Source organism: Flavobacterium sp. CECT 9288, assembly GCF_918731615.1.
GTDB lineage: Bacteria > Bacteroidota > Bacteroidia > Flavobacteriales > Flavobacteriaceae > Flavobacterium.
In genome coordinates, this window is sequence record NZ_OU957226.1 from 1,513,583 (window position 1) to 1,529,593 (window position 16,011).

Sequence of the window (16,011 nt, forward strand, 5' to 3'; positions counted from 1 at the left end):
GAATTATTTCTTAAGAGAATCATTTTTTTGATCCATTTTCAGAGCTTTTTTCATTTCGGCTTCTTCAATTTCTTGTGCTTCCTCGAGTTTTTTATCTTCTTCTTTTTTCTTCTTGTTGAAAAAACCTCTCAATAAAAAATTATGTTTTGCTGCCTCAATTACTTCATTTAAGCCTTTTGTAGCTGTTTTAACATTGGTTAATGAAGAATCTATTGAATTCCCCATTCGCTCGTTACTTATAAGTTTTGATAGAGCACCTTTACCATTGTTCATACTAGTAGTAAAAGTTTTAAACTCTGATGCGCTTGCTTCTAAACTGGTTACCATGTTGTCCACGGTATTCCCGAATTTTTTATCTGAAACCAGTTTAGATAATGCACCATCACCATTATTCATACTTGAACTAAATTGCGCTAGCTCAGCTGTTATCAGTCCGGCATTATCTACACTTTTCTTAACACTCACCATCAGGTCATCCATTTCAATGGCTTTTTTAGATCTAATATAATCCTGATCATTAATCAATATAGTAGATTTTTTTCCTGAAGTTATAGTCAAGACTTTATCGCCCATTAAACCATCTGAATTAATGCTTGCCACGGCATCTTTCTTGATGTATTTACGAACTTCATCTTTGATTACCATTTTAATAACAACCGAGGTATCATTGAGGAATTCAATATGTTCTACAGTACCAATATTTATACCTGATAATCTAACGTTGTTGCCTACTGCAAGACCGTTTACTGAATTAAATTTTGAATACAACTCAATAGTTGATCCAAATAAGTTTTTTTGTTTGCCTACAAAATAGATGGTACCTACAAATAAAAATAGTCCAACTATTACAAACATTCCTAATTTCCATTGGTATCCTGACTCTTTAACCATGATTTTTAATTTTTAATTTAAATAAAAAATGAACGAACCCATTCATCTTCACTTTTCTCTAGCTCATCATATGTTCCTTCAACATGTATTACACCTTCTTTTAAAATTACAATTCTATCAGATGTAAGTCTTGCACAGGGCATATCATGCGTTATAATTATTGATGATGTTTTGTTTTTTTGTCGGAGTTCTAAGATGAGTTCACTTATTTCTCTTGAGGTAATGGTATCAAGTCCTGTTGTGGGTTCATCATACAAGATAATCTCTGGTTTAAGAATCAGCGTTCTTGCAAGCCCTATTCGTTTGCGCATTCCTCCAGATAATTCAGAGGGCATTTTGTCTATGGCTTCCTTCAATCCCACACTTTCGAGTACCTCTAAAACGTGTTTATTAATTTCATCACCTGATAATGTGGTATCATGCCTTCTCAATGTAAAAGAAAGATTTTCTCGAACACTCATAGAATCATATAAAGCAGCATTTTGAAAAAGAAATCCAATGCGTGTTCTAATTTTGTTTAACTCGTTAATTTCTAATGAATTGATTTCTTGGTTAAATACTGTTATAATGCCGCTGTCTATCTTAATTAGTCCAACGATACATTTAATAGTAATTGACTTTCCAGAACCGGATTTACCTAGAACTACCAGGTTTTCTCCTTTGTTTAAGTTAAATGTTACTCCTTTTAAAACTTCATTTGTACCAAATGATTTGTGTAAGTCTTTAATTTCAATTACTGGATTATTTTTTTGAAGAGTGTATTTTTTTTCCATATTAAAAAAATAAATCAGTTACTTGTACCGCAATCATATCAATTATAAAAATGGTTAATGAGGCTGTAACTACAGCAGAATTTGCTGCTTTACCTACACTTTCAGTTCCATTTTCAGCATTATATCCTTTATAGCAACCAATCATTCCTATAAAATATCCAAAGAAAAAAGTTTTTATAGTTGCGGGAAAAATATCTAAATAGGTTATAGATTCAATCACTTGTGATAAATAGCGGACTACATTTACATCGCCGTGAATATTAATCCCCATGTATCCCCCAACTATTCCAATTCCATCAGCATAAATTACCAGTAATGGAATCATTAATGTAGTGGCCATAATTCTTGTTACAACTAAATACTTGAATGGATTGATAGCTGAAACTTCCATGGCATCAATTTGCTCTGTTACTTTCATTGAACCTAATTCAGCTCCAATTCCTGAGGCTATTTTACCAGCACAAATTAAAGCAGTAATTACAGGAGCAATTTCCCTAATTAAAGACAGAGCCACCATGCTAGGCAACCAAGATTCGGCTCCAAATTCTGCTAAAGTTGGTCTCGATTGTAAGGTAAGAACCAACCCCATTATGAAACCAGTAATAGTTACTAATGGTAAAGATTTATATCCTATTAAGTAACATTGTTTGAGCAACTCCTTGAATTCATATGGAGGCCTAATGGCTTCTTTAAAAAAACGAATAGCAAATTCTGTAGCACGGCCAACTTCAATAAAACTTTGATTGAGATAAGTTCCCAATCGTTCTTTTTGTATCGTTAATGTTTGGTTCATTCCTCTATTTTTAAATTTAATCTGAATTATATTTTTAAAAAATACAATTACCTTTTAAAAACTCATACTTGATTTTGCTATCATACTATCTCCCAAATCTTTAATTTTGTCATGTTGATTTGTTAGTAATATTTGTTGCTGTTGTAAAATTTTATTCAGCTTTTTTGGAATAAAATCAGTGTTGTTCGTCAATGAGTTTTTATATACTTTGAGTATTTCAAACTCAGAATATTCCAATCTGTTTAGAATTTCTTCTTTGTCTTTTATGAAAAAGTTTATTTTTAAATTTCCCCAAATTTTATCAATTAAAGTATGATTTCTAGCATTTTCTTTTGGGGCACCATTTATTTTACTCAGTTCAAATATCAAATCTTCATTAAACAAATTGCTTGTTTTTTCAAACTCATTGAATAATTGCACTAAGTCATTTTCATTAAATCCCTTTTTTGCATTTTGATACGCTATTACCCTATCTTTATGAGATGCTATTAAATTGTTTAATACATCAACTGATTTTTTAATATTCATATCTTATGATTTTGATTGTGCTATTTATGTTTCAGGCTGGGCATTAGAGGGTGTTTAAAATACTACCACATTTCAATAAATTTCTCTTTGCAAAATTCATATAAATAACCATAAACCTTGTTACACAACTTTACAGAAAAGTTGCAATATTTACGGATAAGATATATTCTAAATGAGGGTAAAAAAAATGATACTTCAAGTTTACTTTGTGGGAGAATGTTTTATTTAATTTGTAAAAAAAAGGCTGTTGTTTCCAACAGCCCAAACCAAACAAAACTCAACCTATTTTTGATAATTTCACTTTATAAAAAAGGAATTTATAATTTCTATTTAAGTAAATTTCACTTTACTCGTATTTATAGAAACTGTATTTCTTTGTGTATAATTGTATCTTTGAGAAGGGGCTGTTTTTCCCACTCTACAATTACTATTTGATGGTTTTAAAACCTCATTTTTTAAATTGATCATAACTTTTTTTTAATTTTTTATTCTAAGTATCTTCTTAACTTCCAAGCCATTGTTTCATGATCTTTCATTAATCCTGTAAGAAAATCAGCGGTTCCAGCATCATTATTTTTGCTGTCGCAGGTATCAATATCTTCTCTTAATTGTACAATTAACGTATCATGATCATTTACAAGTTCTTGTAGCATTTCTTTTTGAACTGGGTATACATTAGGAGATTCTTTTATAACAGATAATTTACTAAACTCGCTCATAGTCCCAATTGTTTTCCCGCCTAATTTGCTTATTCGTTCGGCAGTTTCATCAATAGCTACTTCAAGCTCTGTGTATTGAGCTTCAAATAATTGATGCAATTCCATAAAACTTTGCCCAGATACGTTCCAATGAAATTTTCTAAGTTTTATATACAAAGTCATTTCATTTGCTAAAAGTGATGACAAAATTGTAATACTACTTTTTAAGTGCTCTTCCGTGATTCCAATATTTAGTTTCATAATGAGTTTTTTTATAATTAATTATTGATTGTTATTAACCAGATTTTTTTTGTCCTGTAATCAAGAATTAAATTTTTACAAAGGTGAATCTTGTACAGTAATTTTATATTACATTATTAATTGAAAAAGTTATATGATTAACATTTTCTATTTTCTTTTTTAATTGTTTCTTGGACATTTTTTTACAAGAAAATTGAAAATAAAACCAATAGAGTAGGAACTGATTATGGAGTATTAGATTCGTTTTCATATAAAGAAGAATAGTTTAATGCGATATTTTTTTCTCCAATTGAATCAAAGAAATCTTCAAGTCGCTGAATGTGTTCTTTTGTAAACTGTAAATGGGTTGTAAGTGCATCCGAAATTTCCTTACTCGCTGCTTTCTGGATCAATATGGGAATCGATATTAAAAGTAATTTTTCAGAAAAGTATATGTCTTGTAATTCCTCAAGATAAATGTTTCTACAGGTTTGATTTTTAGGTCCTACAAACTCTAAATCACTTTCATTTTGAAAATAATTTTTCAATAATTCAAACCTATTAATTTTTAATTTTCTCATTTAATGATCTTTTTGGAATTTATGAATAATTAAAAAAATACTATGTACTCATACTTTAAATACAAAACTTCTTGAAGATCTTTTAATTCAATAGAAATTCTAAAAATTAGAAGAATCCAATTAATTCAATTTAAGATTCGTCTTTAGTAGTACGAACTAAACTGATTCCTGAAATAAAAAATACAGCACCAAGAATACCATAAATGAGTAAAGGTTTAACAGATTCAAAATCAGAATTTGCCGATGAGAATAATATAGCTGTATAAATTAATCCACCTATTCCAAGGACAGTGAGTATTGTTCCAAAAATTCTTTTGATGTTCATTTTTTTATAATTTAGTTAAACAAAAATAGTTGTAAAGAACTCTGTAATTGTTGTACAATTTTTTATAATACTTATATCATTCACACAAAATGATTTAAAGTCTTTTTTGCACTAACAAAAACGCTTTAGCTTTCAATTTTAAAACTATTTAAAATTGAAAGCTAAAGCGTAGCTGTAATATAATAGAAGAGAAAAATCTACATTCTATCCATGTACCATTGCAGTTCTTTTTCTAATTTTTGATACTTAAAAATTGTAGAAATTATTTTTTCTAAGCGTAAAAAAGCGGTTTCACTTTTTACCACATAATCAAATGCCTTGTGATGCATACATTGCACGGCAACCTCTATCTTATCCTGAGATGAAAGCATTATGACAGGAATATTTGAGTTTAATTCTTTTATTTTATCTAACGTTTGCAAGCCATTCATAGCACCTATTACAATTCCATCTAATTGAAAATCAAGAATAACTAAATCAGGTGAATGATTTAAATTTTCTATGCACTTTTCTCCAGTAGGGTAGGTTTCTACTACAAAATTTGTGTTCTGATTAAATTCAATTTCCAATGATTTTAAAAATAAAGCATCATCATCTACTAGAAAAATCTTAATTTTATTTTCGTTTATCACTTTTTTTTATTTTTTATAATGTTTAATTCTTCTTCTAATTCTCCACAAGCTTGCAAACAAATTTCCTCTAATTGCAATACTAATCCATCAATTTCATTTAATTTTTCTTGTGAATTTGCAAACTCCTGAATTCTTTTGGCAATATCTTCAAAGTCAGTACTAATACCCATAATAGAGAATGAAGGAATCATTTTATGTGCTGCTGCAGCCAATAATTGCCAATTTTGTTCTGCAAAACTCTGTTTAATGGTATTTATTAATGTTGGTGTTTGAGCAAGATATAAATCAATCATTTCCATCATAAGTTCTGGATTTGATTTTGTTTTTTGATTTAAATATACAAGGTCAATACATCTAATCTTTTTTACAGTTGTATCTAAATTTTCGTTTAATTTAGCAGATAGTTTAGCAAGTTTAGGTTTTTTAAGAATCCCTACAATTTTGCTATACAAAAGCCTTTCATCAACAGGCTTAGCAAGATAATCATTCATTCCTACAGCCTTACATTTATCAAGATCCACAGTTGTTACATCTGCAGTTAAGGCAATAATAGGGATTTGTGATTTCATTTTTTTTCGAATGAAATCCGTAGCTTCAAATCCATTCATTTCAGGCATCTGTAAATCCATCAAAACGATATCGTACTCTTTGTTTTTGAGCATTTCAATAGCAATCTTGCCATTATCGGCAATATCACGTTCAAAACCAAAATCATCCAAAACAGTTTTCATCAACAACTGGTTTAAGGTTATATCTTCAACTACTAGAACTTTGATATTTTTTATTTCAGAATCCAATTCGAGCAAATCATTCTCAAGAGCTGCATCTGCATTTGTTTTTTGAAAGCTTAATGAAAAACTAAAACTAGATCCTTTTCTTACTTTGCTTTTTACTCTTATTTTGCCACCTTGCAATTCAACAAGTTGTTTTACAATTGCTAAACCTAATCCTGTACCACCGTACATTCTAGAAGTACCACTTGATGCTTGATTAAAATTTTCAAAAATATGATTTAATTTATCTTGTGGAATTCCTATTCCGGTATCTGTAATAGCAAATTCAATAACTACGCGATCATCATCCTCAAAAACCAGTTGTACACTAACTGTTATTTTACCTTTTTGTGTAAATTTTACTGCATTATTCACTAAGTTCAAAATAATTTGATGCAAACGAACAGGGTCACCCACTAAAACTTTTGGAATGTTTGGATCGTATGCTTTAATAAGTTTTAAGTTTTTTTCTTGAATTTTATTTTCAAATAAATGAAGCATGGATTCAAGTGAAGCATTCAATTTGAATGGTTTTTTCTCAAAAGTCATTTTTCCAGAATCTACCTTGGCAAGGTCCAAGATATCATTAATCAAAACGATTAATGCATCGCCACTCATTTTTATAGCATTGATGTATTCTAATTGTTTTACCGTCAAATCTGTTTTTAAAACAACTTTTGTGAATCCAATAATTGCATTCATTGGAGTCCTAATTTCGTGACTCATATTAGATAAGAATTGCTGTTTGGCTTTTACAGCATTTTTAGCAATTATGGCTGCACTTTCGGCATTTTTTTTAGCTTCTTCTGCAATTTCGGTTGCTAGTTCAGCAAATACTCGTGCTTCTATCAGGGCCGAAGCTATTTTTTTTTGTTCTGTTACATCTCTCGCTACTATAACTACACCAGCCACTTCTCCTTGTGCATCTTTGTATACAGAACCGTTGCAAAGTACATCAGTTAATTTTCCATTTCTGTGTTTTATAGTAAGTGGTAAATTAGAAACGCTTCCTTTATCAAAAACTTCTTTATGCACTTCACGAGCATTCTTTTTTTCGGTAAAATAATCAAAAAAATCAGATCCAGTTAGCTCTTCTCTTGACATACCAGTACTGTTTACCAAGGCCTGATTCATATCCGTAATCTTACCTTTGGTGTTCAAAGTAACTAGCGGATCTTGGCTGGCTTCAATTAAACTCAAAGTATATTGAGATGCTAGAATTGCAGAGTTATTAAGTTTTTCAAGTTCTTTATTAAGGTCTTGTTGTTTTTCTTTTTCTTTATGAGCTTCCTCTAATTCAATAGACCATTTTTGTTTTGAGGTTTCACGTACAACAAAAATAACACCAATTAATTTTCCTTCGTTATCTTTAAAAGGTGTTCCATTACATAAGATGGGTATTAAATTACCAGCTTCACCTTTAATTTCTAATGCTTGATCGTATAGAGATCCTTTTTGGCAAACTATTGATATAAGATTTCGAACTTGCTGAACGGGATGACAATAATCTTCAAAATTGGAATACAGTATATTTTCACGTTCTTTACCAATAATTAATGAAGTTGCTTTGTTGAAATCAATAATTTCACCTTGTATGTTTACAATAAAAATAGGCTCTAGTATAGACTCTATTAAATTTCGGTTATACTGAACATCGTTATTTTCTTGGATTTCTCCATTTTTGTAATACATATCTATAAGTTGTTTTTGTGATTTCCAATTTCTTCAATTGGACTTCTCCTTTTATCTTTTAATTTTTTAAAATGTGAAGGAGATAAGCCTGTCACTTTTTTAAACTGGCTCGAAAGATGGGCTACACTACTGTAATTCATTTTCCAAGCAATTTCAGTAATGTTTAATTCTCCGTAAATTATAAGCTCTTTAATGCGCTCAGTTTTATGTGAAATAATAAATTGTTCAATAGTAGTACCTTGAACCTCAGAAAACAAATTTGATAAATAGGTGTAATCATGGTTTAACTGCTGACTTAAATAATCTGAAAAGTTAATTTTAATGACTTCAGTTGAGTGGTGTACCATCTGAATAATGACATTTTTTATTTTTTCTATCAACATAGATTTTTTATCATCCATCAACTCAAGCCCTGAATCAAGAAGTGCAGCTTTTAAGATTTGTCTTTGCTCCATAGATAAGTTTTCCATGATTTCGACTTCTCCTAAATCAACAACCACAAAATGGAGTTTCAGCTTTTTTAACTCTTCTTTGACAGCAATTTTACAACGATTGCTCACCATGTATTTAATGTATAGTTTCAAATAAATTTATTTAATGTTGTGTTTGTAACGTGTTTAATATATGTAAGTTACGTTATTTAATTTAAAGGTGCTTCCAAATGAATTTAATTTTCACAAAAACTAATTATTTATAAAATTAATTTTAGAGACGTTTAAAAAATAGTAAAATACAATTATCGAAATAATACAATCAAATATTTTGTTCGTTTTTTCGATACTGTAAAATTATACTAAGTCAACATTTTATTTGTTATATAATTAAATTGAAAACTTGTAAAATAATTTAGGTTAAATATTTCAGGAAAATAGAAAATAGCTCTTGATTTTGAGTTTATTACAAGGTAAATATATTAAATGGGAAACTTAGAAATTAAATGAGTGATTAATTTATACTAATTTCATCTTTCCAGTCTAATGATTTTATGGAGGAAACCTTATTAGTAGATGTCATTGTGACTCTCAATTCTTTATTGGCGACATTTTTAGAATAAAGTGCTTTGTATCTAAAAATAATGGAATTATCGCTTTTAATTGCGTAGGCCTCTATCAGTTTTAAATCCTCAAATGTGCCGTAATATTGTCTAAATCGTTGACATGTTTTAGTAAGTCTTTCTTGTGTGGTATTTTGAATCACTGATGATGTTGCTTCATCAGCCGTAAAAGGTTTGAATTTAGAAGTGTTACACGTCATTAAAACACGTTTACCTAGTTCATAGGCCTTGTTCTTTTGAATATCACTGATTTCACCTACAGCTATTTTTATTGTATTCGTTGCTATTTTGGGATTCATTGTTATGCCTTTAGTGGTTTTACAACCAATAATAACCAATAAGATAGCTGTAAGTAAAATTAATTTTTTCATATTTATATTTTAAGTAATAGGTTAGGATCGGGACAATTTTCAAGATAAAAATCTAAATCTTTTTTACTACAAACTCCTGGATAATCTCCATGCTTTCCTTGTATGTTTTTTATAATTTGAAAGTGTAGGTGAGGGGCATAATCTCCGTTTACAGCTGCTTCTCCAAGTGTAGCTAGCAACTGACCTTTTGCAAAGAAATCACCAACAGCAATATTTTTTAAACTATCTAAAGATAAATGTCCGTAAAGGGTGTAAAACAGATGTTCCTCAATGGTGTGCTCTAAAATTATTGTAGGACCGTAATCACCCAAACCAGTATTGTAATTAAAACTATGAATGGTACCGTCAAGAGCCGCTAATACTGACGTTCCTGCTTTTATCCATAAGTCTAGTCCTAAGTGAATGTTCCTTTCTTCAATATTAGGATCATTAAATATACCACTACGCTTATACAAATCTCTAGTTTCATTGTAACCTCCATAAGCTACTTTAGCATTTTTTTCTAATAAATAGTTGTCTATGTAATGCTCAAATTCGGGGGCATTTTTCAATTGTAGGTTTTGAAAATGAGTATTGTGTACTGATAAATCCAGTGGAATATAATCACTATATGAAATTGTATTATCAATTACTTTACAATCATGAATGTTTTTTAGTATGTTTTCTAGCGGTTGCATAATTTTTTTCATTAAAAATATAAAATAATGCCAATATAGCCCCGCTATATTGGCATTATAACAATTAATTAAGATGTTTTCTTAAATACAATATGTTTTAGAGGTACTTATTTTACAGCAAGTAAGTCTACAAATTCAATTACAGGATCTTTTGATAAAAGTGTTCCTGCATTTACCATTAAAGCTTCGGCTATTTTACCTGCCAAATGTGCTTTCCGACCTTCTTCCGTTTCAAAAGTGTCAAAAATTCCAAATGTTGATGTTCCTATTTGCCATCCATACCAATTATATTTTATCATAATTATTTTACTCGTAGTAAAAATAATTAAATGGGAAGTTGTACGGTAGAGTTTAACTTTTGTTGAGGATTGTTTTTTAGAAAATTAAGTGACAAAAAAAAACCAATCTGATTTAGATTGGTTTTAAAATTATTTTAAAAAAATTAATACAATGAAGGAAATTTTAATGGATTTACTTCGTGCATCATATCATAAACTTTTTCATAAATATCCTCAGCCGATGGTTTAGAGAAATAATCGCCATCAGTACCATAAGCGGGTCTGTGGGCTTTTGCAGTTAAAGTTTGCGGTTTACTGTCAAGGTGTTCATAAGCATTTTGTTCCTCAAGAATTTGTTGCATGATATAAGCCGAAGCTCCTCCTGGAACATCCTCATCAATTACTAGCAAACGATTTGTTTTTGCAATACTTTTGATAATGTCTTTATTGATATCGAATGGTAAAAGTGCTTGTAAATCAATAACTTCGCAATCAATACCAACTTCTTGTAATTCTATTGCAGCTTGTTGTACGAGTCTCAACGTAGAACCATAAGAAACAAGTGTGATGTCGTTTCCTTGTTTGAGGGTTTCAATTACACCTATTGGAGTTTTGAATTCTCCATAGTTCAAAGGCATTTTTTCTTTCAATCGGTATCCGTTCAAGCATTCAATTACTAGAGCTGGTTCGTCACATTCTAATAAGCTGTTATAAAATCCGGCAGCTTGAGTCATGTTTCTAGGTACCAAAACATGAATACCACGCACTGCATTGATGATCATTCCCATTGGTGAACCTGAATGCCAAATTCCTTCCAGACGGTGACCGCGTGTACGAATAATTAGTGGCGCTTTTTGTTTTCCTACTGTTCTATATTGTAAAGTAGCTAAATCATCACTCATGATTTGAATCGCATACAATAAATAATCTAAATACTGAATTTCAGCAATAGGACGTAAGCCTCTCAAGGCAAGACCTATTCCTTGTCCTAAAATAGTAGCTTCTCTAATTCCTACGTCAGCTACTCTTAGTTCTCCATACTTTTCTTGCATTCCTTCGAGACCTTGGTTTACATCGCCAATTGCTCCAGCATCTTCACCAAATATCAATGTTTCAGGATATTTAGTAAAAATAGCATCAAAGTTATCACGCAAAATCATTCTTCCATCAGTATCTTCTTTTGCATCATCTGCATAAGTAGGTAATGCTATTTTTGATGAAAATATATTTTCCTTTGTTTCAGAAAATAAATTGCTACTGAAGTTTATCTGCTCTTTCTTAATGTAGTTTGTGATCCACTGTGAAAGCTCATTTTTTCCAGATTCGTTCAAAATTAATCGCAGTACTTTTCGAGCTACAACCAAGATTTCTTTTTTAAGAGGAGATTTTATACCACTTAGTTCGCCTACATACTGCATGATGCGCTCATGGTGAGCACTAGTACTTGCAATTTTTTGCAATAGTGCTATTAAGTCTTTTTGATCTTCAATTATAGGCTCAAGAAAAGCTGTCCAAGCTGCCTTTTTACCTTCTAAAACCTCTTTTTTTGCTTGAGCATCAATAGCATCAATTTCTTCGGGAGAGGCAATGTTTATGGCTATCATCCATAACTTCATTTGTCTGATACAGTCAAATTCTCTTTCCCAAGCTAATCGATCTGCATTTTTATAACGCTCATGTGATCCAGAACTCGAGTGTCCTTGAGGTTGTGTTAGCTCATTTACATGAATTAATACGGGTACATGATTTTCACGAGCTATTGTAGCTGCTTTTTCATAAGTAGTAATCAAATCAGCATAATCCCAACCTTTTACTCTATAGATTTCATACCCATTAGTATCTGCTTCTTTTTGATAACCTTTTAAGATTTCAGAAATATTCTCTTTTGTAGTTTGATGTCTAGCATGAACCGAAATTCCGTACTCATCATCCCAAACACTCATCACCATTGGTACTTGTAAAACACCTGCTGCGTTGATTGTTTCAAAAAATAATCCTTCAGATGTACTTGCATTACCTATAGTTCCCCAAGCAATTTCATTTCCTTGGTTAGAAAAATTTGCCGCATTAGGAATGCCTGATACCTGTCTGTAAATCTTAGAGGCTTGAGCAAGTCCTAACAAACGTGGCATTTGGCCTGCAGTAGGAGATATATCTGAACTTGAATTTTTTTGTTTTGTTAAGTCTTTCCATGATCCATCTTCATTGAGACTGTGCGTAGCAAAATGTCCACCCATTTGTCTTCCGGCCGACATTGGATCGTGTTTGATATCGGTATGACCGTACAGTCCAGCAAAAAACTGTTGAATTGTAAGTTCACCTATTGCCATCATAAAGGTTTGATCACGGTAATACCCAGATCTAAAATCGCCGTTTTTGAAAGCTTTGGCCATAGCCAATTGGGGAACTTCTTTACCATCACCAAAAATTCCAAACTTGGCCTTTCCTGTTAATACTTCTTTTCGTCCTAATAAACTGCACTCACGGCTTATTATTGCTGTGGTATAGTCTTTCAAAACTTCGATTTTGAAATCTTCAAATGTCAATGCAGAATTGGTTTTTTCTTTTATCATAATAGAAAAGTATAACTTTATGCTGCAAATTTACTTAAAAACAACCTATTATCATAGCACATTGAAAAAAATAGAATTTAATTTTCACAATTTATTCTAAGTAAAAGAACTTTATTTTTTTATTATGTGTAATTTTATCAGTAAATATTTGATAATAATTCAATAATTTGACAATATCTCTTCCGTTTAGAACCACTTTCGATTAAAAAGGTTGATTAATGTTTTAGGTGAAAAAGTTACTATAAAGCGTATTTTTTCGTTGTACTTATCCTGAGAAATTTCCCAACCATTGTTAGAATAAACAGGAAAGTACAGTTCAAAGTAGTCGGTTACTAGATTTAAGCGTATACCGCTATCGTATACAAAACGCTCTTTTGAACCATTATTTTTCATAAATCCTATATCTCCATACAATTCAATCCAGTTCCAAATACTATAGCTAGCATTTAGACTAGTCAACCACCTGTTTGCAAATGGAGTGTCTATTTTTGATTTAAAACCACCCTCGGCAATGATGTATTGCTGACTAAAAATACCACTGTTTTCTGATCTACCAATGTAGCCGTAATCAAATAAATAATCAGTTGGACGGTCTAATGCAAAACTAAAAAAGTCAGATTGGGTTTTGTTGTATAAAAAACTTCCTGCGTAGAAACGCAAATTAAGTTGCCGGTTGTTTTCAAAAAGTTTTCTAAATTCCATTTCGGCTGTTAGTTTACTAAATTGACTTGCTATTTGTAAATCAGTTGTAAAATTGACGTGATTGGTAACTTCAGTTTTAGTATTGATATAGCGAGCATCAAAAACAGAATAGTTATTAGTTGTATTATCGGTTACAAAAGCGCTTTCTTCTCTATTCACTATGACTTGCCTTAGCAATATCAATTGTTTTCTATTATCTCTAAAATTAGGTTCACGAATACGAAATTGAATAGATGGATTTAGCCTTAAATACGCTGCGTCTTGTGCATAATTAAAGTAATTAGCACTTATGCCGTAACGAATATTATACAAAGAACTTGTTCGAATGTTTTGATTTACAACAAATGCCGCTGATCCTGAAACATTTTGTGATCGAGTAGAGTAGGATGGATTTACATCAAAAAGGAAAGGTTTATCCAGAATAGTTTTGTTGTGCAATCTAATTCCAGGTGTAAGGCCATCGTATAAATTATAGTAAATAGAAGGGACGTACAAAATTTGATTGTAATACGGATCTTCAAGATCTTTCATAAAAACAAATTTAATAGGTCTGTTATTTGGGAAAAAACCGTTTAATTTTTTCCAGTTATTCCGCAAGTTAAATTCTGGCACCTCATTTTTTAAGTTCAAAATCAAGCGATCAATGTTTTTTCTAGGAATGGTAATAGTGCTGTCACAAGCTTCAATATCAAACCATTGTTTAAAAACAGTAGCACCTTTCTTAGTTCCATAAACAGGTATAGGAATTGCCGTTCCTGTTTTATTCTTTACAGAAAAAGTAATACTATCCTTTGTCTTACTTAGAGTTGTAAATTTGTAATCAATAAGATCTCTAGAGTTGATCATGGTTGTAAAAAACCAACCTATATCTTTCTTAGTTTTAGATTTTAAAAGCGTTTCAAAATCAGTTCTAGTTGCAAGTGCATTTTGTTTTTTTGCATACAAATCTTGAATACTTTGGGTCACAATATCTTGTTTAAGATAATCATCAAGAAACCTAATACTTAATCCAGCTTTGTATTTATTAGCAATTTGTTCATTAAATTTAATTAAATTATTTTTTGATTCAGCTAGAGGTTGATCCAGATTTTTACGAGCCATTAACATATAAAAATAGCTGTACTGGTCATTAAAACCAATATTTGCAATATTAAAATTGCGCAATAGTTTAAATCTGGCTAGGTTGCCAATCATTTTTGTGTTAGGATAATTTTGGTCAATATATTGCATCATAGCATAAACCTGAATCCCATCATAAATCCAATTTTCTTTCCTAGGGTCAAGGTGTAAACTTGTTTTAAGAAAAGAATTCAAGTATGTTTTTAAAAACTTAATTTCATAAAGAAACTCTTCAGGAAATGGGCTTAAAAAAGAGGGTAATTGGTTTAAACCATAAAACGGATTTTTATCATAATCATTTTGTGAAACAATGATTTTTTCATGAGGATATTTCCCAATAAGTGTATGCGTATAATTGACTACTTTATCAATAATCATTGCTTTTTGAATATCGTCTAATTTAGTATTTTTGAGATCAGTAACAACATCTACAATATTATTCTTATAACTTATGAATTGAGGCTTTGAGGTAAGTATCAAGCTTACATTTGTCCTATTATTACCTTTCAAAAGATGTGTTGTAATACCACCATTTGCAGTAAGTTCCTGTGAATTTAAGTCAGTAGAAAGGATTTTTGTACTTGGAATAGTCAGTAAAATTTCCATGCTTGTAATTCCGTTTGCACTATCATCAAGATTGTTGTTGCTGTAAAGTGCAAAGTTGTTATTATCGTAGCGAGCAGGAACTAAGAAACAGTTTTTTAAGTTGTAGTTTTCGTTATTATCAACACCATAATTTGTGAATTTTGAATTTGGTATTTTTAAGGTGTAGGTAAAACTAAGTTTTACTTTTTGAGCTGGTAATAAAGCGCTAGAAAGCGTAACAACAACTAAATCTGCGTTTTTTTCAGGTCGGTTCCATTGTAATTCGGTGGTTGTATCTAGTATTTTTAAATTTTGAGTACTTCCACGATCATCCTCTTTGGCTAGGTGAAAACCTCTATAAAATTCGTCCGAAAAACGTTTGGCTAGAGGAGTAAATTTAGTAGCATATGCATTGTTCCAATCGTTAAAAACTAAAGATGTAAGCGTATCATTCGACTCATTGTGATACACAAATTCCTGTTCCACGGTGATAGTTTTGCTTTCAGGATGAACAACCGCTTGCATTTTAGTATAATGCTGACTGTAATTTTTTTGTATTCCAATAAACAAAAAAAATGTTAACGTAACTCTTATATAGGTTTTCAAATTTGTACTCCTTTGTTTAAAATTAATGCTAATAATAAATCAAGTGCTTTTTGTAAAAAAAGGGTTTAAAAATTTAAGATTCTTTATTAAAATCATTTCTTTTTAAAATAAACCTGCTGC

General features: G+C 30.7%; 15 protein-coding genes. All 15 read right to left on the bottom strand.

Annotated elements, in window-relative coordinates:
* Nucleotides 1-3 precede the first annotated feature (3 nt).
* The gene (locus tag LQ189_RS06580; RefSeq protein ID WP_230155196.1) at nt 4-891 is read right to left on the bottom strand and encodes an MlaD family protein; all 888 of its coding nucleotides are present in this window, start codon (nt 889-891) and stop codon (nt 4-6) included.
* 17 nt (nt 892-908) lie between these two features.
* Complete coding sequence (locus LQ189_RS06585; RefSeq protein ID WP_230155197.1) at nt 909-1,664, bottom strand: ABC transporter ATP-binding protein; 756 nt, start codon at nt 1,662-1,664, stop codon at nt 909-911.
* A 1-nt stretch (nt 1,665) separates the two neighbouring features.
* A complete protein-coding gene (locus LQ189_RS06590) occupies nt 1,666-2,457 on the bottom strand; it encodes an ABC transporter permease (RefSeq protein WP_230155199.1) in 792 nt (263 codons plus the stop codon).
* Nucleotides 2,458-2,511: 54 nt separating this feature from the next.
* Nucleotides 2,512-2,985: a DUF2383 domain-containing protein gene (locus tag LQ189_RS06595; RefSeq protein WP_230155201.1), complete on the bottom strand. Its 474-nt coding sequence runs from the start codon at nt 2,983-2,985 to the stop codon at nt 2,512-2,514.
* Nucleotides 2,986-3,470: 485 nt separating this feature from the next.
* Nucleotides 3,471-3,944: a Dps family protein gene (locus tag LQ189_RS06600; RefSeq protein ID WP_230155203.1), complete on the bottom strand. Its 474-nt coding sequence runs from the start codon at nt 3,942-3,944 to the stop codon at nt 3,471-3,473.
* A 224-nt stretch (nt 3,945-4,168) separates the two neighbouring features.
* A complete protein-coding gene (locus LQ189_RS06605) occupies nt 4,169-4,504 on the bottom strand; it encodes a DUF892 family protein (RefSeq protein WP_230155205.1) in 336 nt (111 codons plus the stop codon).
* 130 nt (nt 4,505-4,634) lie between these two features.
* Nucleotides 4,635-4,829 carry a hypothetical protein gene (locus LQ189_RS06610; RefSeq protein ID WP_230155207.1) on the bottom strand — a complete coding sequence of 65 codons (195 nt, stop codon included), beginning with the start codon at nt 4,827-4,829 and terminating at the stop codon, nt 4,635-4,637.
* A gap of 197 nt (nt 4,830-5,026) precedes the next feature.
* Nucleotides 5,027-5,461, bottom strand: coding sequence for a response regulator (locus tag LQ189_RS06615; protein WP_230155209.1), 435 nt, complete (start codon nt 5,459-5,461; stop codon nt 5,027-5,029).
* Nucleotides 5,458-7,926, bottom strand: a complete 2,469-nt coding sequence (locus LQ189_RS06620; protein WP_230155211.1) for a PAS domain-containing hybrid sensor histidine kinase/response regulator — start codon at nt 7,924-7,926, stop codon at nt 5,458-5,460. Before LQ189_RS06620 ends, LQ189_RS06615 begins: the two co-directional genes overlap by 4 nt.
* Nucleotides 7,927-7,928: 2 nt before the next feature.
* Nucleotides 7,929-8,489 carry an AraC family transcriptional regulator gene (locus tag LQ189_RS06625; protein ID WP_086455095.1) on the bottom strand — a complete coding sequence of 187 codons (561 nt, stop codon included), beginning with the start codon at nt 8,487-8,489 and terminating at the stop codon, nt 7,929-7,931.
* Nucleotides 8,490-8,871: 382 nt separating this feature from the next.
* Nucleotides 8,872-9,279 carry a hypothetical protein gene (locus LQ189_RS06630; RefSeq protein WP_370634835.1) on the bottom strand — a complete coding sequence of 136 codons (408 nt, stop codon included), beginning with the start codon at nt 9,277-9,279 and terminating at the stop codon, nt 8,872-8,874.
* A 74-nt stretch (nt 9,280-9,353) separates the two neighbouring features.
* Entirely contained in the window at nt 9,354-10,028 is a 675-nt protein-coding gene (locus tag LQ189_RS06635; protein WP_230155215.1) for a peptidoglycan DD-metalloendopeptidase family protein, read from the bottom strand.
* A 107-nt stretch (nt 10,029-10,135) separates the two neighbouring features.
* The gene (locus LQ189_RS06640; RefSeq protein WP_230155218.1) at nt 10,136-10,327 is read right to left on the bottom strand and encodes a hypothetical protein; all 192 of its coding nucleotides are present in this window, start codon (nt 10,325-10,327) and stop codon (nt 10,136-10,138) included.
* A gap of 143 nt (nt 10,328-10,470) precedes the next feature.
* Nucleotides 10,471-12,879, bottom strand: coding sequence for a thiamine pyrophosphate-dependent enzyme (locus LQ189_RS06645; protein WP_230155219.1), 2,409 nt, complete (start codon nt 12,877-12,879; stop codon nt 10,471-10,473).
* A gap of 186 nt (nt 12,880-13,065) precedes the next feature.
* Nucleotides 13,066-15,891: an aminopeptidase gene (locus LQ189_RS06650; RefSeq protein WP_370634836.1), complete on the bottom strand. Its 2,826-nt coding sequence runs from the start codon at nt 15,889-15,891 to the stop codon at nt 13,066-13,068.
* Nucleotides 15,892-16,011: the final 120 nt, after the last annotated feature.

Coding starts and splice junctions, on each gene's coding strand:
- LQ189_RS06580 (WP_230155196.1), bottom strand. CDS start 891: ATGGTTAAAGAGTCAGGATACCAATGGAAATTAGGAATGTTTGTAATA.
- LQ189_RS06585 (WP_230155197.1), bottom strand. CDS start 1,664: ATGGAAAAAAAATACACTCTTCAAAAAAATAATCCAGTAATTGAAATT.
- LQ189_RS06590 (WP_230155199.1), bottom strand. CDS start 2,457: ATGAACCAAACATTAACGATACAAAAAGAACGATTGGGAACTTATCTC.
- LQ189_RS06595 (WP_230155201.1), bottom strand. CDS start 2,985: ATGAATATTAAAAAATCAGTTGATGTATTAAACAATTTAATAGCATCT.
- LQ189_RS06600 (WP_230155203.1), bottom strand. CDS start 3,944: ATGAAACTAAATATTGGAATCACGGAAGAGCACTTAAAAAGTAGTATT.
- LQ189_RS06605 (WP_230155205.1), bottom strand. CDS start 4,504: ATGAGAAAATTAAAAATTAATAGGTTTGAATTATTGAAAAATTATTTT.
- LQ189_RS06610 (WP_230155207.1), bottom strand. CDS start 4,829: ATGAACATCAAAAGAATTTTTGGAACAATACTCACTGTCCTTGGAATA.
- LQ189_RS06620 (WP_230155211.1), bottom strand. CDS start 7,926: ATGTATTACAAAAATGGAGAAATCCAAGAAAATAACGATGTTCAGTAT.
- LQ189_RS06625 (WP_086455095.1), bottom strand. CDS start 8,489: ATGGTGAGCAATCGTTGTAAAATTGCTGTCAAAGAAGAGTTAAAAAAG.
- LQ189_RS06630 (WP_370634835.1), bottom strand. CDS start 9,279: ATGAATCCCAAAATAGCAACGAATACAATAAAAATAGCTGTAGGTGAA.
- LQ189_RS06635 (WP_230155215.1), bottom strand. CDS start 10,028: ATGCAACCGCTAGAAAACATACTAAAAAACATTCATGATTGTAAAGTA.
- LQ189_RS06640 (WP_230155218.1), bottom strand. CDS start 10,327: ATGATAAAATATAATTGGTATGGATGGCAAATAGGAACATCAACATTT.
- LQ189_RS06645 (WP_230155219.1), bottom strand. CDS start 12,879: ATGATAAAAGAAAAAACCAATTCTGCATTGACATTTGAAGATTTCAAA.